Origin of the sequence: Faecalibacterium tardum (assembly GCF_040096515.1) — a bacterium.
Classification (GTDB): Bacteria; Bacillota; Clostridia; order Oscillospirales; family Ruminococcaceae; genus Faecalibacterium; species Faecalibacterium tardum.
Genome location: NZ_JBBMEO010000009.1, coordinates 65,964 through 86,028 on the forward strand (window position 1 = coordinate 65,964; position 20,065 = coordinate 86,028).

Annotated in this window: 19 protein-coding genes; 17 read left to right on the forward strand and 2 right to left on the reverse strand. The window is 57.9% G+C overall.

Going from position 1 to position 20,065, the window contains the following annotated elements:
• Positions 1-50: 50 nt before the first annotated feature.
• The 16 genes from WMO44_RS07830 to atpC all read left to right on the forward strand — a co-directional run bounded on the left by WMO44_RS07830 (position 51) and on the right by atpC (position 15,892).
• Positions 51-275, forward strand: coding sequence for a hypothetical protein (locus tag WMO44_RS07830; protein ID WP_349152249.1), 225 nt, complete (start codon positions 51-53; stop codon positions 273-275).
• A 395-nt stretch (positions 276-670) separates the two neighbouring features.
• On the forward strand, positions 671-1,663 hold the full coding sequence (locus WMO44_RS07835; protein ID WP_349152250.1) for a resuscitation-promoting factor: 993 nt from the start codon (positions 671-673) through the stop codon (positions 1,661-1,663).
• Between the two features lie 399 nt (positions 1,664-2,062).
• Entirely contained in the window at positions 2,063-4,330 is a 2,268-nt protein-coding gene (gene glgB / locus WMO44_RS07840) for a 1,4-alpha-glucan branching protein GlgB (protein ID WP_349152251.1), read from the forward strand.
• Between the two features lie 86 nt (positions 4,331-4,416).
• Positions 4,417-5,610, forward strand: a complete 1,194-nt coding sequence (locus WMO44_RS07845) for a glucose-1-phosphate adenylyltransferase (RefSeq protein ID WP_005921531.1) — start codon at positions 4,417-4,419, stop codon at positions 5,608-5,610.
• Positions 5,604-6,731: a glucose-1-phosphate adenylyltransferase subunit GlgD gene (gene glgD / locus WMO44_RS07850; RefSeq protein WP_055186789.1), complete on the forward strand. Its 1,128-nt coding sequence runs from the start codon at positions 5,604-5,606 to the stop codon at positions 6,729-6,731. Before WMO44_RS07845 ends, glgD begins: the two co-directional genes overlap by 7 nt.
• A 165-nt stretch (positions 6,732-6,896) precedes the next feature.
• Entirely contained in the window at positions 6,897-8,315 is a 1,419-nt protein-coding gene (glgA, locus tag WMO44_RS07855) for a glycogen synthase GlgA (protein WP_349152252.1), read from the forward strand.
• 339 nt (positions 8,316-8,654) lie between these two features.
• Complete coding sequence (locus WMO44_RS07860) at positions 8,655-8,915, forward strand: AtpZ/AtpI family protein (RefSeq protein ID WP_172679811.1); 261 nt, start codon at positions 8,655-8,657, stop codon at positions 8,913-8,915.
• A 15-nt stretch (positions 8,916-8,930) separates the two neighbouring features.
• Positions 8,931-9,434, forward strand: a complete 504-nt coding sequence (locus WMO44_RS07865; RefSeq protein ID WP_005921521.1) for an ATP synthase subunit I — start codon at positions 8,931-8,933, stop codon at positions 9,432-9,434.
• Positions 9,435-10,178: a F0F1 ATP synthase subunit A gene (locus WMO44_RS07870; RefSeq protein ID WP_097778429.1), complete on the forward strand. Its 744-nt coding sequence runs from the start codon at positions 9,435-9,437 to the stop codon at positions 10,176-10,178.
• A 51-nt stretch (positions 10,179-10,229) separates the two neighbouring features.
• Positions 10,230-10,511 (forward strand): ATP synthase F0 subunit C, encoded by a 282-nt coding sequence (gene atpE / locus WMO44_RS07875; RefSeq protein WP_005921517.1) that lies wholly within the window; start codon positions 10,230-10,232, stop codon positions 10,509-10,511.
• 37 nt (positions 10,512-10,548) lie between these two features.
• Positions 10,549-11,055, forward strand: a complete 507-nt coding sequence (atpF, locus tag WMO44_RS07880) for a F0F1 ATP synthase subunit B (protein ID WP_015537344.1) — start codon at positions 10,549-10,551, stop codon at positions 11,053-11,055.
• Positions 11,052-11,591, forward strand: coding sequence for an ATP synthase F1 subunit delta (gene atpH, locus WMO44_RS07885; RefSeq protein ID WP_055186787.1), 540 nt, complete (start codon positions 11,052-11,054; stop codon positions 11,589-11,591). The genes atpF and atpH overlap by 4 nt, the downstream gene beginning before the upstream one ends.
• A gap of 90 nt (positions 11,592-11,681) precedes the next feature.
• Complete coding sequence (gene atpA / locus WMO44_RS07890; RefSeq protein WP_349152253.1) at positions 11,682-13,202, forward strand: F0F1 ATP synthase subunit alpha; 1,521 nt, start codon at positions 11,682-11,684, stop codon at positions 13,200-13,202.
• A gap of 19 nt (positions 13,203-13,221) precedes the next feature.
• Positions 13,222-14,070 carry an ATP synthase F1 subunit gamma gene (gene atpG / locus WMO44_RS07895; protein ID WP_112090725.1) on the forward strand — a complete coding sequence of 283 codons (849 nt, stop codon included), beginning with the start codon at positions 13,222-13,224 and terminating at the stop codon, positions 14,068-14,070.
• 25 nt (positions 14,071-14,095) lie between these two features.
• On the forward strand, positions 14,096-15,490 hold the full coding sequence (atpD, locus tag WMO44_RS07900) for a F0F1 ATP synthase subunit beta (protein WP_005921508.1): 1,395 nt from the start codon (positions 14,096-14,098) through the stop codon (positions 15,488-15,490).
• A gap of 3 nt (positions 15,491-15,493) precedes the next feature.
• Positions 15,494-15,892, forward strand: coding sequence for an ATP synthase F1 subunit epsilon (atpC, locus tag WMO44_RS07905; protein ID WP_112090724.1), 399 nt, complete (start codon positions 15,494-15,496; stop codon positions 15,890-15,892).
• A 59-nt stretch (positions 15,893-15,951) separates the two neighbouring features.
• Here the strand turns inward: atpC and udk are convergent, their stop codons facing one another.
• Complete coding sequence (gene udk, locus WMO44_RS07910) at positions 15,952-16,581, reverse strand: uridine kinase (RefSeq protein WP_349152254.1); 630 nt, start codon at positions 16,579-16,581, stop codon at positions 15,952-15,954.
• A 356-nt stretch (positions 16,582-16,937) separates the two neighbouring features.
• Here udk and WMO44_RS07915 point away from each other — a divergent pair, with 356 nt between their 5' ends.
• Complete coding sequence (locus WMO44_RS07915; protein ID WP_349152255.1) at positions 16,938-18,554, forward strand: phospholipase D-like domain-containing protein; 1,617 nt, start codon at positions 16,938-16,940, stop codon at positions 18,552-18,554.
• A 50-nt stretch (positions 18,555-18,604) separates the two neighbouring features.
• On the opposite strand, the gene WMO44_RS07920 is transcribed toward WMO44_RS07915, so the two are convergent.
• Positions 18,605-19,765 carry a glycosyltransferase family 4 protein gene (locus WMO44_RS07920; RefSeq protein WP_349152256.1) on the reverse strand — a complete coding sequence of 387 codons (1,161 nt, stop codon included), beginning with the start codon at positions 19,763-19,765 and terminating at the stop codon, positions 18,605-18,607.
• Positions 19,766-20,065: the final 300 nt, after the last annotated feature.

Here is a 20,065-nt window from a genome sequence, read left to right on the forward strand (position 1 = left end):
TTGCACCGCAAATACAGGCCGTTTTCCCCTGCCGGAAGCGGGTAATTCCCTTGCAGGTTTTCTATGCAAAACCCGCGATGTGGGGCAGCTTGTTTTGGGCGCAGCGGCCGCCGCTGCGGCCTTATTTGCAGGGAAAAAAGCCGATGCAAATGTTAAAAATTCATGAACGAATCACCCGCAGAAAAAAGGAAAAAATCAGATGGAAACTACCTAAAAACCAAAATATCAAAGAAAACACTGTGAAAATTGCACAAAAAATAATGTTACAAATCTAACAAAGCACATGATGCAAATTTGACAGATGCTTTACGGTCTGGTAAAATAACGTTTGTGCAACGAACGTTGCAGCGTTTAAATTCTATCTGGATGAAGTAAAAAGCCGTCCTGCGTACGGCACGGCACGGGCAGATGCGGCCCGTGTCTGGGCAGTTTTGTGGTCTGCCCGAAGCGGATTCCAACCTGTAATACGATGCTCCGCTTTTTACCCAAAGAGAGCATCGTATTTGACTGTGCGGCGCTTATATCCCCAGCCGCCGCAGTCCGGGCGGTCGGGGTGCCGATGCAGCATCCGCAGCCGCGCCAAATACGACAAAGAGAGGAGTTGTCTCGTATCGCTTCCGTTAAATTGAAGAAAGCAGTTACTGCCGCAAAGCAGGCAGTATCTCCCCGTGTGCTGGCATTTTGTGTCATGGTGGTATGTCTTGTGGCTACTCTTGGCGTCACCGCTGCAAATCTGCGGCTGACCTACGTCACCGACTCCAATGGTGCACGGCAGGTCCTTGTGACCGATGCCGATGCTTCCCCCGCACAGGTCATGCACCTTTCCGGCATCCGCTCTGAAGAGGGCGATGAGGTCTACTACACCGCGTTCAGCGGCAATCTTGCCTCCCTGAACATCGAGCGCGCATTCTCCGTCAGCATCACCGCCGACGGGCAGGAGTACCCGGTCAAACTGGTGTTCGGCACTGTTGCCGATGCACTGGAGCGCGCCGGTATCACCCTTGAAGGGGACGACTACACCGAGCCTGCGCTGGATCATGTTGTGACCGCCGGCAGCCAGATCGTGGTCCATCGCGTAGACTACGCTGAGCGTGTGGAGACCCAGGCCATCCCCTACGACACCCAGTATGTCTACACCAGCCTGTACTTCCGCAACACCGGCCGCACCACCACCCTGCAGCACGGTGCAGCCGGTCAGCAGACCGTGACCACCCGCGACCGCTATGTGGACGGCGAGCTGGAGAACAGCACCGTTGTGGATACCACCACCACGGTGGAGCCCACCGACCACGTCATCAAGACCTACGGCGCAGGCGCGCCGGTGTCCCCCCTGACCGGTGCGGACGGCACCACCAACGCCCCCACCTCTTATAGCAAGGTGCTTACCGGCAAGGCCACCGGCTACTATTCCCGTACCGGCAAGGGCTCTTCCGGTCTGGGTCTGGGCTACGGCACCGTGGCTGTGGACCCGGACGTGATCCCCTACGGCACCAAGCTCTACATCACCTCCACCGACGGCAAGTTCGTCTACGGCTACGCCGTAGCCACCGACACCGGCATCGCCGTCCAGAAGGGGCAGATCCTTGTAGACCTGTTCTACGAGACCTACGCCGAAAGCGTCATCAACGGCGCCATTCAGGTCAACGTCTACGTTGTGGGCTGAGCCGTAAACAAAACAGAATAACCACGCAAAGAGACCGCTGTACAAACTGTGCAGCGGTCTCTTTTGATGTGAGCGGAAAAACTTTTTTATTTCGGAGCACCGGAGCGTCTGCGGACGTTCCGGTGCTCCATTTTCACAGGAAGGGGCTCTGGCCGAAACCCTTTCCTCTTTTTCGCAACGCTTTCGCCGGAACCGTTTGGCAAATGAGCAGTTTACACGATGTCGAGCTGCAAATTTTGGATGGTATGCCCACAACATACAGAGAAGTCCAGAAAATTTGTGGTAATTGTATTTGAATTTTGGACAAAAAGTCTTGCAAATCTGGTCAAAACCTTTTAATATAAAAGAGTACAAAGCTGTGGAAGCCGCTTTCGGCTTCCACACGGGGAGGAGCAGTCTATGAAACCGACCGAAGAAAAGATTCAGAGCAATACATCGGATCTGCCGGTGTACCTGTTCAAGCAGGGCAATAACTGCGAGGCTTATCGCTACTTCGGCGCACATCTGGAAACGCGGGTCGGAGAGTCCGGCGTCGTGTTCCGTGTATGGGCACCGCACGCCGCAGCCATCAGTGTGGTAGGCGACTTTAACAGCTGGAAGCCCGGCAGCCATCCCATGCGCAAGGTTGATGGCGATTCCGTGTGGGAATTGTTCATTCCCGGCATGAAGGAATACGATGTTTATAAATATTGCGTGACCACCCGCGCAGGCGACCTTGTCTACAAGGCCGATCCTTACGCCTTCCACGCCGAGACCCGGCCGTCCAATGGCAGCAAAGTCTACGATCTGTCCGGCTTTGCATGGCACGACGCCGCATGGCAGGCCGCACAGAAAAAGGCGGACGTGATCAACGGCCCGATGAATATCTACGAGATGCACGCCGGCAGCTGGAAGATGAAGGAGGGCGGCAAGCCCTACAACTACTCCGAGCTGGCGGACGAGCTGATCCCGTACATCAAGGATATGGGTTATACCCATGTAGAGCTGCTGCCGGTGATGGAATATCCGTTTGACGGCAGCTGGGGCTATCAGGTCACCGGCTATTTTGCACCCACCAGCCGCTACGGCACCCCCAAGGACTTTATGGCCTTCGTGGATAAGATGCACGCCGCAGGCATTGGCGTCATCATGGACTGGGTGCCCGCCCACTTCCCCAAAGACCAGTTCGGCCTGTACAATTTTGACGGCGAGGCCTGCTACGAAGACCCCAACCCCAAGCGCGGCGAGCACAAGGAGTGGGGCACCATGGTGTTCGATTTTGGCCGCAACGAGGTGCAGAGCTTCCTCATTTCCAGCGCACTGTACTGGCTGGAGCAGTACCACATCGACGGTCTGCGCGTGGATGCCGTGGCCTCCATGCTGTATCTGGACTACAACCGCAAGCAGGGCGAATGGGAGCCCAATAAGGACGGCGGCAAGGAGAATCTGGAAGCTATCGCCTTCCTGCGCAAGCTGAACAACACCGTGCTGGGCCGTCACCCCCACAAGTACATGATCGCCGAGGAGTCCACCGCGTGGCCTATGGTCACAAAGCCCGCTTCGGACGGCGGTTTAGGCTTCAACTTCAAGTGGAACATGGGCTGGATGAACGATATGCTCAGCTACATGAAGACCGACCCGCTGTTCCGCTCCGGCAACCACAACAAGGTGACCTTCAGCTTCTTCTACGCTTTCAGTGAGAACTTTGTCCTGCCCATCAGCCACGATGAGGTCGTGCACGGCAAGGGCAGCCTGCTGAACAAGATGCCCGGCGAGTATGACGACAAGTTTGCCAATCTGCGCACCTTCTTCGGCTACATGATGGCACACCCCGGCAAGAAGCTGCTGTTCATGGGACAGGAGTTCGGTCAGTTTGCCGAGTGGAACGAGACAAAGCAGCTGGACTGGATGCTGCTGGATTACGACAAGCACGCCGAGCTGCAGAACTACGTCCGCACCCTGAACGCCTTTTATAAAGAGCACCCTGCCCTCTGGCAGATCGATTACAGCTGGGAAGGCTTCCAGTGGATCGTACCGGACGACTCGCAGCAGAGCGTCATCGCCTTCCTGCGCAAGGATGCCGCCGGTAAGCAGATCCTTGTCATCTGCAACTTCAACCCCGTCCTGCGTGAGGGCTACACCCTCGGTGCACCGGTGTCCGGCACCTACAAGGAGATCCTGAACAGCGACGATGCCACTTTCGGCGGCTCCGGCACTGTGCACAACAAGCCGGTGCGTACCCACAAAAAGCCGCAGCACGGCTTTGAGCAGAGCATCACCGTTACCCTGCCGCCCATGAGCACCCTGTACTTTGAGGTGCCCACAAAGCGCACCCGCAAGGCAGCAGAAGACAGCACGGACAAACCGGCAAAAAAGACCGCCAAAAAATCCACCGTCAAGGGCGCCGTGGAAAAGGCGGTAAAAAAGACGACCCGCAAGGCCAAAGCCGAGCCGGACGCCGACAAGCCGGTAAAAAAGACCCGCACCACCAAGGCCAAGGCCGCCGAACCGGCGGATGAAAAGCCGGAAAAAGCCAAAAAGACCGCTGCCAAGCCCAAGGCCGCAGCGGACAAGCCGGTAAAGAAAACCGCCGCCAAGGCAAAGACCGCGGCAAAAGCAAAACCTGAGACCGAAGCAGAAACCAAACCCGCAAAGCGCACCCGCAAAGCAAAAGCACCCAAGGAGTAAGGATGCCCACACGGATGCACGCACGAACATTCTGATCTGTTGACTATCATTTCCAAAAAGGAAATGCTAAAGGGGAGAATAAAGCTATGGCAAAAGAAATCGTGGCAATGATCCTTGCCGGTGGACGTGGCTCGCGCTTATACGCGCTGACACAAAAGACGGCAAAACCTGCGGTGTCCTTCGGCGGTAAGTACCGCATCGTGGACTTCCCGCTGTCCAACTGCGTCAACTCCGATATCGACACCGTTGGTATCGCAACGCAATACCAGCCCCAGAAGCTGAACGAGTACATCGGTAACGGTCAGCCCTGGGATCTGGACCGTCTGCACGGCGGTGTGCACACCCTGCCCCCTTACGAGCAGGCAAACGGCACCGACTGGTACAAGGGCACTGCAAACGCCATCTACCAGAACATCGGCTTCATCGACAGCTATGATCCCGAGTACGTCATCATCCTGTCCGGCGACCAGATCTGCAAGCAGGACTACGCCGACTTCCTGCGCTTCCACAAGGAAAAGGGCGCAGAGTTCTCTGTGGCCGTTATGGAAGTGGACTGGAAGGAAGCTTCCCGCTTCGGTCTGATGGTGGCGGACGAGACCGACCGCATCACCGAGTTCCAGGAGAAGCCCCCGGTGCCCAAGTCCAATCTGGCATCTATGGGCATCTACATCTTCAACTGGGATGTGCTCAAGAAGTATCTGATCGAGGACGAGGCTGACCCCAACTCCAAGAACGACTTCGGCATGAACATCATCCCCGCCCTGCTGCGTGACGGCCGCAAGATGTACGCTTACCGCTTTGCCGGTTACTGGCGCGACGTGGGCACTATCGACAGCCTGTGGGAAGCCAACATGGAAGTGCTGGACCCCGAGAACTCCGGCATTGATATCTTTGATAAGACCTGGAAGATCTACAGCCGTAACCCCGTGCTGCCCGCCCAGAAGATCGGCGAGCGCGCCGTTGTGCAGGACTCCCTCATCACCGAGGGCTGCAAGATCTACGGCAACGTCAAGCACTCTGTCCTGAGCGCAGGCGTCGTTGTGGAAGAGGGCGCTACCGTTGAGGACGCCGTGCTGATGGATGGTGTCGTGGTCAAGGCAGGTGCCGTGGTCAAGCGCTGCATCCTTGCTGAGGACGTTGTTGTGGGCGCAGGTGCAAAGGTCGGCGGCGAGGGCGCTATTGCCCACGTTGGCACCGGTCTGACCATCGGCGCAGGCGCTACCGTCAAGGAGGGCGCAAAAGTGTTTGAATCCGTCAAGGAGGGTGTGGAAGTATGCTGAGACAGAACACCAATGCGTTGGGTATCATTTTCCCCAACAGCTATGACAATACCGTTCCCGAGCTGGTGACCGAGCGCGCAATGGCCTCGATCCCCTTTGCGGGCCGTTACCGCATGGTAGACTTTGTGCTGTCCAGCATGGCCAACTGCGGCATTTCCAACGTTTCCATCGTGGTGCGTAAAAACTACCACTCCCTGATGGATCATCTGGGCACCGGCCGCGAGTGGGATATGGCCCGCCGTCACGGCGGTCTGAACATCGTGCCTCCCTTTGCAGAAAAGGGTGTGCGCATCTACTCCGGCCGTGTGGAGGCGCTGGGCTCCATTCTGAGCTTCCTCGAGCACCAGAAGGAGAAGTATGTGGTCATGAGCGATGCCAACATCGCCGTCAACTACGACTTCAACGCCCTGCTGGCTGCTCATCAGGCCAGCGGTGCCGATGTGACCGTGGCCTATCAAAAAACCGAGATCCCCGAGGGCCGCAAGAACGACAACTACACCCTGACCATTGATGCTGATGGCCGCGTGACCGAGCTGCTGTTCAACGACTACCGTTCCGGCGTGCAGAATCTGGATCTGAACATCTATGTGCTGGAGCGCGAGACCCTGATCAAGCTGGTCAAGGACGCTACCGCCCGCGGCCTGATCTACTTCGAGCGCGACATTCTGGCACACAATGTCAACATCCTGAACATCCATGCGCTGGAGTACACCGGCTATGTGGCTCACGTCTGCGACATGAAGAGCTACTTTGACGAGAACCTGAAGCTGATCGATGACCGCAATCTGGAAGCACTGTTCCCCAAGGGCAGCCCCATCTACACCAAGATCCGCGATGATAACCCCACCCGTTACGTCACCGGCTCCAAGGTCGTGGATTCCATTCTGGCCGACGGCTGCGTCATCGAAGGCACCGTGGAGAACTGCGTGCTCTTCCGCGGCGTCAAGGTCAAGAAGGGTGCTGTGGTCAAGAACTGTGTCCTGATGCAGGATACCGTGGTCGAGCCCAACGTGGAGCTGGACTGCGTTGTCACCGATAAGAACGTGAAGATCACCGCCGGCAAAAAGCTGTCCGGCACCGAGAGCTTCCCGGTCTACGTCCAGAAGAACCACACCGTCTGATCGATGCAATATCCATAGGGGCGGCTTCCTCCCCGGTAGCCCCTCTTGAGAGGGGCGGGGGCACCTGTGTGCCCCCGCCTGCTCTTTTGTATGCAAGGTTCGCGCCGCTTTTCATGGCGGCGGGGAGCGCGAACATCTGCCTGTATCATGGAAGGAGCGAATCCTATGAAGATCCTGTATGCTGCTTCGGAAGCCAATCCCTTTGCCAAATCCGGCGGTCTGGCCGATGTGGCAGGTGCCCTGCCCAAAGCACTGGTCAAGGACGGCGTGGACGCCCGCGTCATCATGCCCCTGTACGGCGATTTGAAGTACCGCGATAAGCTGGAATACGTTACCAACTACTCCGTGCCTGTGGGCTGGCGCAGCCAGTACTGCGGCCTGTTCAAGGCCGATGTGGACGGCGTGACCTACTACTTCCTGGACAACGAGTATTACTTCAAGCGCCGCGGCCTGTACGGCTTCTACGATGACGGCGAGCGCTTCGCCTTCTTCTCCCGCGCCGTGCTGGAGACCTTGTTCTACATCGACTTCACCCCCGATATCATCAACTGCAACGACTGGCAGACCGCTCTGGTGCCGGTGTACCTGAACCTGTACTATCGTCATCTGGACAAGTTCAACCGCATCAAGACCGTGTTCACCATCCACAACATTGCCTATCAGGGCAAGTACGGCACCGATATTCTGGAGGATACCTGCGGCATCGGCCACCGGGACCAGCATATCGTGGAGTACGACGGCTGCGCCAACTTCATGAAGGGCGCCTTCGAGACCGCCGACAAGATCACCACCGTCAGCCCTACCTACGCACAGGAGATTTTGGACCCGTGGTTCAGCTACGGTCTGGACGCTCTGCTGCGTGAAAAACAGTACAAGCTGTGCGGCATCCTGAACGGCATCGATATGGACGCCAACGACCCCGCTACCGACAAGAACATCCCCTTCAATTACAACATCAAGACCTTTGAGACCGGCAAGGCCAAGTGCAAGGAAGCTTTGCAGGACAGGTTTGGTCTGAACAAAGACGGCAGTCCCGTCTTTGGCATGGTCAGCCGCATGGTGGGCATGAAGGGCTTTGACCTCGTGCAGAGCATCGCTGACGGTCTGGTGGACCGCGGCATCCAGCTGGTCATTCTGGGCAGCGGCGAGAGCCAGTACGAGAGCTTCTTCTCTGACCTGTGCGGCCGTCACCCGGGCCGCGTAGGCACCTACATCGGCTTTGAGCCCAAGCTCTCGCAGGAGATCTACGCCGGTGCCGACGCCTTCATCATGCCCTCCAAGAGCGAGCCCTGCGGTCTGGCACAGATGGTGGCCTGCCGCTACGGCACACCTCCCATCGTCCGCGAGACCGGCGGCCTGCGCGACTCCATCCACGACAGCACCATGGGTGACGGCAACGGCTTTACCTTTGCCGGTTACAACGCCCACGAGCTGTATGTGGCCTGCTGCAACGCACAGGATGCCTACAACAACAAGGAAAACTGGAAGAACCTCGTGCGTCACTGCATGGAGTGCGATTTCAGCTGGGACGTTTCCGCCAAGAGCTACGAGGGTCTGTACAACGAGACCGCAAACCTCTGGTAAGCGCCTGAATCCCAAAGCACCCGCCGGGGCTGCCGCACAAACGTGCGGCAGCCCCTTTTTTGCTTCTTTTTCCGCTTTTTTACATTCTGCACAAACTTTTCCGCAAAGTTTGTGCAATGATGTGTCCGCAGGCGTACAATGTGTGCTATCGGCGCACACCCGTGAAATCAGTCTGAACAAACTATGAAATTTCACTATATTTCGGTGGAGAATTGATTGCAATATCCAACGTTTTGAAGTATACTGAGGGCATAGACTTTTTGGTTGCCTGTCCATCTCTGGCAAGACTTCCAGATACTGGAATACAGGCAGCACCCGCAGAAAGGAGCGGCGCAGGACTTGAAGGGCTGGTATAAAGCTTTAGAGGATCTGGTCTGGCTGACCCAGCTGGGACTGAATATGCTGCTGCCGCTGGTGCTCTGCCTTGCCGGATGCTGGTGGGCTGTGGAGCACTGGGGCTGGCCGGAATGGCTGTTTTTGCCCGCTGTGGGTCTGGGGCTTGCCGCCGGGGCGCAGAATTTCTGGGTGTTCTGCAAGGAACGGCTGGAGCGCTCCAAACACGAAAAAAATCATCGGGTGGGCTTTAACTCCCACCAGTAATGGAGGTCCGTTTTTATGAAATTGCAGCCGGAATCCAAAAAGGAGCTGCTGCGCATCGCCTGCGGCGTGTCCTTATGCACCGCCGTGATGTGGGTGGTGTTTGCAGCGCTGCATCTGGTGGGCTGGGTGGTCTTTGACTACCGGGTGCTGCTGGGCGGCATCATCGGCGCGCTGGTGGCTATCGGCAACTTTGCCGGCATCTGCTTTGTGGTGCAGAAGGTCATTGACGAGCCGGACGAAAAAAAGCGTAAAGCACAGCTGCAGATATCCTATAATACAAGGATGCTGCTGCAGGCGTTGTGGATCATCATAGCCATTGCGGCTCCGTGCTTCCAGGCGTTTGCAGGCGTTCTGCCGCTGCTGTTCCCCAGAGTTACGATCTATTATCTCCAGATAACCGGGAAGTACAAGCCGCTCACGCCCCCGCAGGAGCCGGTGGACATCGCTGTGGAAGATGACCCCGCCCCCGCCGAGGAGTCTGCGGTGCAGCCCCGTGACGAAGGGGGTGAACAAGAATAAATGGAACTGAACGGCGCAAAGATCCTGTATACCATCCACACCAACATTCCCCTGCTGGGTGATTTTAAAATTACCCAGACCTTGGTAAGCACTTGGATCGTCATGGCGCTGCTCTCGGGTTTTGCCATCTGGCTGGGGCACGACCTCAAGCTGGAAAATGTGTCCAAACGACAGGCCGCAGCCGAGTTCATCGTAACGCGGCTGGAGCAGTTCGTGCACGACAACATGGGCTTCCACTTTGATCAGTATATCCCCCTGGTCGGTGCAATCTTTGCACTGAGCATCGGGTGCAACCTGATCAGCGTCGTTGGCCTGTGGAGCCCCACGGCCGACCTGAACACCGAGGCAGCGTGGGCCATCGTGGTGTTTGTTCTGATCATGTACTACAAGATCAAAACGAACGGCATTCTGGCCTACCTCAAGGGTCTGCTCGATCCAATCTTTATCATGGCACCCATCAATGTGCTGTCGGAGGTCTCCACCCCTGTCAGCATGGCGTTCCGTCACTTCGGCAACATCCTATCCGGTACAGTCATCTCCACACTGCTGTACTGGGCACTGGCAAGTCTGAGCCACGTCATCTTTGGCTGGCTGCCGGGCTTCCTGAGTCAGATCCAGCTGTTCCAGATCGGCATCCCGGCCTTTACCGGCCTGTATTTCGACTGGTTCGGCGGCTGCATTCAGGCGTTCATCTTCTGTACCCTGACCACAATCTTCATCAAACGTGCTGCCGGTGAGGACTAAGGCCTTCCGGCATCCCCCAAAACACAAACACATTTTAGGAGGACAAATCTTATGACTGATTTCCAGTATCTGGCTCGTGGTATCGCTCTGGCAGGCTGCGGCATCGGCGCAGGCTGCGCACTGATCGCAGGTATCGGCCCCGGTATCGGCGAAGGCAACGCTGCTGCCGCTGCCTGTGAGGCCGTTGGCCGTCAGCCGGAGTGCAAGAGCGACGTTACCAGCACCCTGATCCTCGGTGTTGCCCTTTCCGAGACCACCGGTATCTACGGCTTTGTTACCGGCCTGCTGCTGATCTTCCTGGCTCCCGGTATGTTCATGAAGTATCTGGCATAAGCCTCCCGATCCGAAAAAATAACGAAAGGAGACGCTTATGGAACTGTATCAGGCGTTGATCACGCTGGATGGCTGGACCTTTCTGGCCCAGATCTGCAACCTGATGATCCAGCTGGTCATCTTCAAAAAGTTCCTGCTGAAGCCGATCAAACAGGTGATCGCCGACCGCAAGGCCAAGGCCGACAGCGAGATCGCAGATGCGCAGAAGCTGCGCACCGAGGCTGAAGCCATGAAGGCGGAGTACGAGCAGAACCTGCAGAACGCCCGCACCGAGGCCAACCAGATCGTAGCTACGGCGCAAAAGACCGCCACCGCCCGCTCGGAAGAGATCGTGGGCGAGGCCCGCGCACAGGCCGCTGCGCTGAAGCAGAAGGCCGAAGCTGACATTGCGCAGGAGCGCAAGAAGGCTGTGAACGAGGTCAAGGACGAGATCGGCGGCATTGCCATGGAGATCGCATCCAAGGTGGTGGAGCGCGAGATCAGCGAGAAGGACCACAAGGACCTGATCGACGAATTTATCAAAAACGTGGGTGAAGCATCATGACCGAAACTGCAAAGATGTACGGCGGCAGTCTGTACGATCTGGCGGCAGAGGAAGGGCTGGAGACCCGCATTCTGGGCGAACTTGACGAGGTGCAAAAGCTTCTGAAGCAAAACCCGGACTACCTGCGGCTGCTCAGCACCCCCAGCATCCCCAAAAAGGAGCGCTGCGGCCTGCTGGACGAAGCCCTGCGCGGGCAGGTCCACCTCTATGTGCTGAACTTTTTAAAGATCCTGTGCGAGAAGGGCACCCTGCGGGAGCTGTCCGGCTGCGCACGGGCCTACCGCATCCGCTACAATCAGGCGCACGGCATTCTGGAAGCTACAGCCATCTCGGCTGTTCCGCTGACAGAGCAGCAGCGCGCGGCGCTGCACGCCAAGCTGGAAAGCCTGACCGGCAAGACCATCGACCTTAAAACCAAGGTGGATGCCAAGGTGCTGGGCGGTATCCGGCTGGATATCGAGGGCACCGAACTGGACGGCACCGTCCAGAACCGTCTTGCCTCCCTGCGCCGGGATATTGCGGCGGTCACTTTGTAACTTTTTCCCTGCCCTTTGCAAACGGGGCAGAGCACAGAACGAATTTCCACCCGAAATGACTATTATGAATTGAGTGGTGAACAAACAAAGATGCAACTGAAACCTGAAGAGATCTCCAAGATCATCCGTGCGCAGATCAAGCATTACGAAAATGCCATCGAGCAGAGCGAGACCGGCACGGTCATTATGGTGGGCGACGGCATCGCCCGGGCCAGCGGTCTGGAAAAGTGCATGGCAGGCGAGCTGCTCCAGTTTGACAACGGCGAATACGGTATGGCCCAGAACCTTGAGGAAAATACCGTTTCCATCGTGCTGCTGGGCTCGGATGCCGGCATCAAAGAAGGCAGCATCGTCAAGCGCACCGGCAAGGTGGTTTCCGTGCCGGTGGGCGATGCCATGATCGGCCGCGTGGTCAACGCACTGGGTCAGCCTATCGACGGCGCAGGCCCCATCGAGACCACCGAGTACCGCGCCATCGAGAGCCGCGCCCCCGGCATCATCGAGCGCCAGCCCGTCAAGGAGCCGCTGCAGACCGGTATCAAGGCCATCGACTCCATGATCCCCATCGGACGCGGTCAGCGCGAGCTGATCATCGGTGACCGCCAGACCGGCAAGACCACCATCGCCTCCGATACCATCATCAACCAGAAGGGCAAGGACGTCATCTGCATTTACGTTGCCATCGGTCAGAAGCGCTCTACCGTGGCAAACCTTGTGCAGAGCCTGACCGAAGCCGGTGCCATGGGCTACACCATCGTGGTGTCCGCTACCGCCTCCGAGCTGTCTCCCCTGCAGTATATCGCCCCTTACTCCGGCTGCGCCATGGGCGAATACTTCATGCAGCAGGGCAAGCATGTCCTCATCATCTACGATGACCTTTCCAAGCACGCTGTGGCTTACCGCGCCCTGTCGCTGCTGATCCGCCGTCCCCCGGGACGCGAGGCTTACCCCGGCGACGTTTTCTATCTGCACTCCCGTCTGCTGGAGCGCGCTGCCAAGCTTTCCAATGAGCTGGGCGGCGGCAGCCTGACGGCTCTGCCCATCATCGAGACGCAGGCGGGCGACGTTTCCGCCTACATCCCCACCAACGTTATCTCCATCACCGATGGTCAGATCTTCCTTGAGACCGAGCTGTTCCACTCCGGCGTTATGCCGGCAGTCAACCCCGGTATCTCGGTGTCCCGTGTCGGCGGCAACGCTCAGATCAAGGCCATGAAGAAGGTGGCCGGTACCCTGAAGCTGATCTACTCCCAGTACCGCGAACTGCAATCCTTTGCACAGTTCGGCTCTGATCTGGACGCCGACACCAAAGCGCGTCTGGCACAGGGCGAGCGCATCGTGGAGGTGCTCAAGCAGAACCGCTCCGCACCCGTGCCTGTGGAGAAGCAGGTCGCCATCCTGTACGCCACCATCCACGATTACCTTGTCAACGTCAAGGTGCCGGATGTGGCCGAGTACGAGAAGAGCCTGTACGAGTATCTGGACAGCGATGCCGCCGGGGCTGCCGTGATGGACACCATCCGCACCACCGGCAATCTGGATAAGGACACCGAGGAGCAGCTCAAAGCCGTGCTGACCCGGTACACCGAAAGCTTTGTCAAGGCGCATTAAAGGGAAGGAGGCGTAACGCATGGCTGGTTCCATGAAGGACATCAAGCTGCGCATCAAAAGCGTAGAGAGCACCATGCAGATCACCAAGGCCATGGAGCTGGTGGCTTCCTCCAAAATGCGCCGTGCCAAGGAGCGGGTCGAGCACAGCCGACCCTATTTTGAAACGCTGTACAAGACCCTGACCGAGATCGCGGCAGCGGACCCCCGGGCCCGCAACCCCTACCTGCGCCGCAGCGAGATCAAGCGCACGCTGCTAGTGGTCATTGCCGGTGACCGCGGCCTTGCCGGCGGTTACAACGCCAACGTGCTCAAGCTGGCCGCACAGGAAAGCGGCAACGTGGAAGTGCTGCCCATCGGCAAGCGCTCGGCAGAGTACTTTGTCCACCACGAAGCCGAACTGTTCACGCAGGAGGTGCTGCTGGCCGCCGATATTTCGGTGGGGCAGTGCTTCCAGCTGGCGCGCCAGATCACCGAAGGGTACCGCAAGGGCGAGTTTGACGCCGTAAAGCTTTGCTACACCCGGTTCGATTCCATGATGACCCAGACGGCTGTCTCCATCGAGGTGCTGCCGCTGGCCATGGAGCCCACCGAGCAGCAGAAAGCGGAGGCACGCCGCAGTCAGATCTTGTACAAACCCAGCAGCGAGGAAGTATTCAGCGCGATCATCCCGGAGTATGTGGCCGGTGTCGTCTACGGTGCTGTGTGCGAGAGCGTGGCCAGCGAGCTGGCTGCCCGCCGCACCGCCATGGACGCTGCCACTAAGAACGCCGGTGAGATGATCGACCATCTCAACCTGTATTATAACCGTGCCCGTCAGGCTGCCATCACGCAGGAGATCACCGAGATCGTGGCCGGCGCGGAGAACTAAGACTATCAAGAAGGAGTTGTAGCCTATGTCCGAAAAACATATCGGCAAGGTGATCCAGGTCATTGGCCCGGTGCTGGACATCCAGTTCAAGGATGGCGAGCTGCCGGAGCTGCTCAACGCCATTGAGATCGACAACCACGGCCAGAAGCTGGTGGTGGAAGTCGCTCAGCTGACCGGCGACAATGTGGCGCGCTGCATTGCCATGAGCAGCACCGATGGTCTGGTGCGCGGCACAGATGCCGTGGACACCGGCGAGTCCATCAAGGTGCCCGTAGGCGACCAGTGTCTGGGGCGCGTGTTCAACCTGCTGGGCGAGCCTGTGGATAACAAGCCCGCCCCCACCCCGGATGCCTACTGGCCCATCCACCGTCCCGCTCCCAGCTACGAGGAGCAGCAGTCCACCACCGAGATCCTGGAGACCGGCATCAAGGTCGTTGACCTGATCTGCCCCTACGCCAAGGGCGGCAAGATCGGCCTGTTTGGCGGCGCCGGTGTCGGCAAGACCGTTCTGATTCAGGAACTGATTTATAACATCGCCACCGAGCACAACGGTTACTCGGTGTTTACCGGCGTCGGCGAGCGCACCCGTGAGGGCAACGACCTGTACGGCGAAATGACCGAGAGCGGGGTTATCAACAAGACCGCACTGGTCTACGGCCAGATGAACGAGCCCCCGGGAGCCCGTATGCGCGTGGCACTGTCCGGCCTGACCATGGCGGAGTACTTCCGCGATGTGAAGAATCAGGACGTGCTGCTGTTCATTGATAACATCTTCCGCTTCACGCAGGCCGGTTCCGAGGTGTCCGCACTGCTGGGCCGTATGCCCTCTGCTGTTGGCTACCAGCCCACGCTGGCCACCGAGATGGGCGCCCTGCAGGAGCGCATCACCTCCACCCGCAAGGGCTCTATCACCTCGGTGCAGGCCGTCTACGTTCCCGCCGACGACCTGACCGACCCCGCCCCTGCCACCACCTTTACCCATCTGGACGCCACCACGGTGCTGAGCCGTGACATTGCATCGCAGGGCATCTACCCCGCTGTGGACCCGCTGGACTCCACCAGCCGCATCCTCAGCCCGGAGGTCGTGGGTCAGGAGCACTACGAGATCGCCCGCGCCGTCCAGAAGGTCCTGCAGCGCTACAAGGAGCTGCAGGACATCATCGCCATCATGGGCATGGACGAGCTGAGCGAGGAGGACAAGCGTACCGTCAGCCGCGCCCGCAAGGTGCAGCGCTTCCTGAGCCAGAGCTTCCATGTGGCAGAGCAGTTCACCGGTATGCCCGGCCAGTATGTGCCGCTGAAGGAGACCCTGCGGGGCTTCAAGATGATTCTGAGCGGTGAGTGCGACGAACTGCCCGAGAGCGCATTCCTGTTCGCGGGCACCATCGACGACGTGTTCGCAAAAGCGAAGAAGGGGTAAGCCATGACGACCTTTCATCTGACGGTGGTCACGCCGGACGGCTGCGCCTTTGAAGGTCAGGCCGAGCGCATCGTCTGCCGCGCCATTGACGGCGATATCGCCATTCTGGCAAAGCACGGCGATTACTGCACGGCACTGGGCATGGGCGAGGCGCACATTGTAGATGCCGACGGTCAGCGCCGCCGCGCAGCCTGCATGGGCGGCCTGCTCAGCGTGCTGGACGGGGACGTGCGTCTGGTGGCTACCACTTGGGAATGGGCGGAGGACATCGATCAGGCGCGTGCGGAGGCTTCCAAAAAGCGCGCCGAGGAGATCCTTGCCCGCAAGAACCTGAATGACCGTGAGTACGAGCTGGCACAGGCGCGCCTGAAACGCGCGCTGGTGCGCACCTCTATCCGTTAAACCCTGTATGCAAAAAGCACCCGCAGCCGGATGGCTGTGGGTGCTTTTTTAAATTTATCTTACCCCCGGTTCGCCTTCTCGATCAGGGTGCGGATGTGGTGCGCCAGCATCTCCACGGCGGTGCTGTTCTCGCCGCCATTGGGCACAATGATGTCCGCGTTGCGCTTGCTGGGCTCTACAAAGGCTTCGTGCATCGGCTTGACCGTGGTAAGGTACTGGTCAATCACGCTGTCCAAGCTGCGCCCGCGCTCCTTTACGTCCCGCAGGATGCGCCGCAGAATGCGCTCGTCCGCGTCCGTGTCCACATAGATCTTGTAGTCGAACAGGGCGCACAGCTCCGGCTCTACAAAGGGCAGAATGCCCTCTACGATCAGCACCGGGGCAGGCTCGATGTGCTGCACTTCGTTGCTGCGGTTGTGGTTGGAGTAATCGTACACCGGGCAGTCGATGGCGCGGCCTGCCTTCAGCTCCTGCAAGTGGTAGATGAGCAATGCGTTATCGAAGGCGTCCGGGTGGTCGTAGTTCAGCTTGCAGCGCTCTTCAAAGGGCAGCTCGTCGTGGCGCTTGTAGTAGCTGTCGTGGGAGATCAAGCGCACCTCGTCCTCCTCAAAGCGCTCCTTCAGCCGCAGTGCAAGGGTGGTCTTGCCGCTGCCCGAGCCGCCCGCAATGCCAATGATCAGGTTGTTCATGATGCAAACTCCTTCTGCACAAAATCTGCCGGTTTCTGTGGAAAAACCGGTCGGAATGGATTATAATAGATTTGTATATATTCTGCTGCCCCGGGGCTGTTGCCGCCCGGCAGCAGTTCTTCCCTTTTATCATAGCACAAAATGTGTCGTTTGGACAGGGTTTGCAGGCCATCCTCACGAAAATCATTTTTCCGAATGATGGCTTCCCCCGGAAGGGACAGATTCTCCCCGCGCCGGGGAGAAATGTCACCGCAGGTGACTGATGAGGGCGCAGGCAAGCGGCAGCTTGTGGGAAATCCCCCTCATCCGTCTGCTCACTGCGTTCGTCGGCACATTTACGGAAAAGGACGGTCAAAATGTCAAAAGAAACATTGCAGCACACCATGAGAAGCAAGGTTCGGGTATTTGAGGACGGCGGCATCCGTCTGCTCCGCAAAGGCCAGAAAGGGCTCATCCACGCCATCTTCAGCCGCTTCGGGCTGGTGCTGGTGCTGTTGGTGCTACAATTCGGGGCGCTGTTCAGCCTGATGCGCTGGTTCAGCGACCTGCTGCCCCACTACTTGGGCGGCACCTTGCTGGTCACGGCGGCCATGATGGTCTACCTGCTCAATCAGGACATGAACAACAGCGTGCGCATCCCGTGGCTGGTGGTCACGGCGCTTGCCCCGGTGCTGGGCGTGCTGCTGTTCTGCTACACCAAGGAGGATGTCGGTCACCGGATGCTCAAAAAGCGCCTGCTGGAGCTGGAGGGGCAGACCCGCAGTCAACTGCCGCAGAACAAAAAGACGGGCAAGGCGCTGGATGCCGACTGCCCCGGCGCGGCCTCTCTGGCGCAGTATCTGCGCGGACGGGGCGGCGGCTTCCCGGTGTACGAAAACACGCAGGTGACCTATTTCCCCAGCGGAGAAGCCAAGTTTGCTGCGCTGCTGCCCCAGCTGGAAAGCGCCACCCAGTACATTTTTCTGGAATACTTCATCATCGACGAGGGCCTGATGTGGGGGCGCATTCTGGAGATACTGGCACGCAAGGCCGCGCAGGGCGTGGATGTGCGGGTGATGTATGACGGCACCTGCGAGTTCTCCACCCTGCCCCGGGACTACCCCAGACGGCTGGAGGCGCTGGGTATCCGCTGCAAGGTGTTTGCGCCGGTCACGCCCTTTGTTTCCACCCACTACAACTACCGCGACCACCGCAAAATTTTAGTCGTAGATGGCCGCGTAGGCTTTACCGGCGGCGTGAATCTGGCCGACGAGTACATCAACCACGTTGAAAAATACGGCCGCTGGAAGGACGCCGCGGTCATGCTTGAGGGCGAGGGCGTGCGCACCATGACCGCTCTGTTTTTGCAGATGTGGAGCATCCAGCGGGAGCCGGAGTTTGCTCAGTTCCTTACCCGCCCCATCCCGGAAACGCAGGCCAACGGCTTTGTCATCCCCTACGGCGACTGCCCGCTGGACGGCGAGCGTGTAGGCGAGATGGTGTACATCGACCTGCTCAACCGCGCCCGGCACAGCGTACATATCATCACGCCCTACCTTATTCTGGACGGCGAGCTGGAGACCGCCCTGCGCTTTGCCGCAGAGCGCGGCGTAGATGTGCACCTGATTTTACCCGGCAAGCCGGACAAGTGGTTTGCTTATGCGCTGGCTAAGACCCATTACCTGCCACTGCTGTCCTCTGGTGTGAAGATCAGTGAGTGGACCCCCGGCTTCACCCACGCCAAGGTTATGATCATGGACGGGCAGGAGGCCGTTGTAGGCACCATCAATCTGGACTACCGCAGCCTGTACCACCACTTTGAAAACGCGGTCTGGATGCGCGGTGTGGACTGTCTGCCTCGTATTGAGGCTGATTTTCAAGATACACTGGCACAGTGCCGCACGGTAGAGCCCACCCGCCAGAGCGTCTGGCAGGGCAAAAAGCTGCTGCATCTGGTGGGTATGATGCTCAAATTCATCGCCCCGCTGATCTAAACGAAAAACGCCCCGGAAACGCTGTCAAACGTTTCCGGGGCGTTCTTTGCTTATGCTTTTGTGCCGACCAGCACTTTTTCTTTTTTCAGGGTGGAGGGCATCGCCGTCAGCGGATCGCCCACCACACGATGATAGACCTCCTCGTAACGGTCCAGCATCACATCGTACTCAAAATTTGTATGGACGTACTCGATCTGCTGCTGCCGCATTGCGTCCGGGTACTCCTGTGCGCATTCTCGCTCCAGCGCCCGGGCAAGGTCGTCCGTATCCTCCGGCGTAAAGGCCGCACCGTAAATGTCGGTCACGACCGTATTCTCGGGGATATCGCTCACCAGACACCGTGCACCGATAGACAGCCCCTCCAGCAAAGAAAGGGAAAGTCCCTCGGTGTGGCTGGGCAGAACGAACAGTCCACAGTTGCTGTAAAGCTCCTTCAGCGGGTCGCCCACCACATAGTCTGTCATGATGATATTGGGGTCATCCTGTGCCTGTTGCTGTACTGCTCTGCAATATTCGCTGTCATCCAGCGGGCCGACCAGTACAAGCTTTTTCCCTGTCTTGGCCTTGCGGTAGCCCTCCACCAGATCCATCGTGCCCTTTTCCGGCGAGATGCGCCCCACATACAGGATGTACTCTCCCTGTTCCAGCCCATATTTTTCCCGGATCAGACTGCAATCGTGCCTTTCATAAAAGTGGATGGCATTGGGGATCAGAATGGAGGCGCGGTCATATTTCTGCAAAAAATAGTTCCACTCCGTCTCCGAAAGCACCACCAGATCATCCGCATATTTTGCGGCGATCCTCTCTCCCAGCTTCATGTAACGGCTTGCAAAGCCGCGCCACTTGTCCACCTTCCAGTTCAGTCCGTGCACTGTACATACGGTGTGCTTGCCGAATATCTTAGCGATCAGTAGCGGTACGCTGGGTCCGATGGCATGGTAATGGATCACATCAAAGCCCCGGAACAGCGCATCAAAAGTAGCCAGAAAAGAGTAGATTGTGGCATTCAGTGCAGGCTTTTGCAGGGTAAATACTCGCCGCGCGTGAACGCCGTCCACATCGTACACATTATGGTGCTTTTCCAAGCCACGGTTATACACGGTAACGTCATAGCCGCGTTCCACCAGACTTCTGGCCAGCCCGCCAACCATGACCTCCACACCGCCCGAGCGACTCGGAAAATCCTTGTGCCCGATCATCGCCACCTTCACCGCAACTACTTCCTTTCATTTTGTAATACATCCTCGTCAAATCCCATTTTTCATCACAATAACATATTATTATTGTATCATAAGCATCCCTTAGCTGCAACTAATTCCTATAAAGTACTTTAACAAAATATGAATTTTCAATTATATCTTGCTTTATTTGTAGAAAATTCATCTTCTATACGTAAAAAAAGCCCCGAGACTTTCATCTCAGAGCTTTCTGTTCAAGTCGGCGACTACCTATTTTCACAAGCCGTTTCCAGCTAACTATCTTCGGCACAAGTAAGCTTAACTTCTGTGTTC

Bases quoted from the DNA above. Each gene is read 5' to 3' on its own strand.
- glgB (WP_349152251.1), top strand. From the start codon at position 2,063: ATGAAACCGACCGAAGAAAAGATTCAGAGCAATACATCGGATCTGCCG.
- WMO44_RS07845 (WP_005921531.1), top strand. From the start codon at position 4,417: ATGGCAAAAGAAATCGTGGCAATGATCCTTGCCGGTGGACGTGGCTCG.
- glgD (WP_055186789.1), top strand. From the start codon at position 5,604: ATGCTGAGACAGAACACCAATGCGTTGGGTATCATTTTCCCCAACAGC.
- glgA (WP_349152252.1), top strand. From the start codon at position 6,897: ATGAAGATCCTGTATGCTGCTTCGGAAGCCAATCCCTTTGCCAAATCC.
- WMO44_RS07865 (WP_005921521.1), top strand. From the start codon at position 8,931: ATGAAATTGCAGCCGGAATCCAAAAAGGAGCTGCTGCGCATCGCCTGC.
- WMO44_RS07870 (WP_097778429.1), top strand. From the start codon at position 9,435: ATGGAACTGAACGGCGCAAAGATCCTGTATACCATCCACACCAACATT.
- atpE (WP_005921517.1), top strand. From the start codon at position 10,230: ATGACTGATTTCCAGTATCTGGCTCGTGGTATCGCTCTGGCAGGCTGC.
- atpF (WP_015537344.1), top strand. From the start codon at position 10,549: ATGGAACTGTATCAGGCGTTGATCACGCTGGATGGCTGGACCTTTCTG.
- atpH (WP_055186787.1), top strand. From the start codon at position 11,052: ATGACCGAAACTGCAAAGATGTACGGCGGCAGTCTGTACGATCTGGCG.
- atpA (WP_349152253.1), top strand. From the start codon at position 11,682: ATGCAACTGAAACCTGAAGAGATCTCCAAGATCATCCGTGCGCAGATC.
- atpG (WP_112090725.1), top strand. From the start codon at position 13,222: ATGGCTGGTTCCATGAAGGACATCAAGCTGCGCATCAAAAGCGTAGAG.
- atpD (WP_005921508.1), top strand. From the start codon at position 14,096: ATGTCCGAAAAACATATCGGCAAGGTGATCCAGGTCATTGGCCCGGTG.
- atpC (WP_112090724.1), top strand. From the start codon at position 15,494: ATGACGACCTTTCATCTGACGGTGGTCACGCCGGACGGCTGCGCCTTT.
- udk (WP_349152254.1), bottom strand. From the start codon at position 16,581: ATGAACAACCTGATCATTGGCATTGCGGGCGGCTCGGGCAGCGGCAAG.
- WMO44_RS07915 (WP_349152255.1), top strand. From the start codon at position 16,938: ATGTCAAAAGAAACATTGCAGCACACCATGAGAAGCAAGGTTCGGGTA.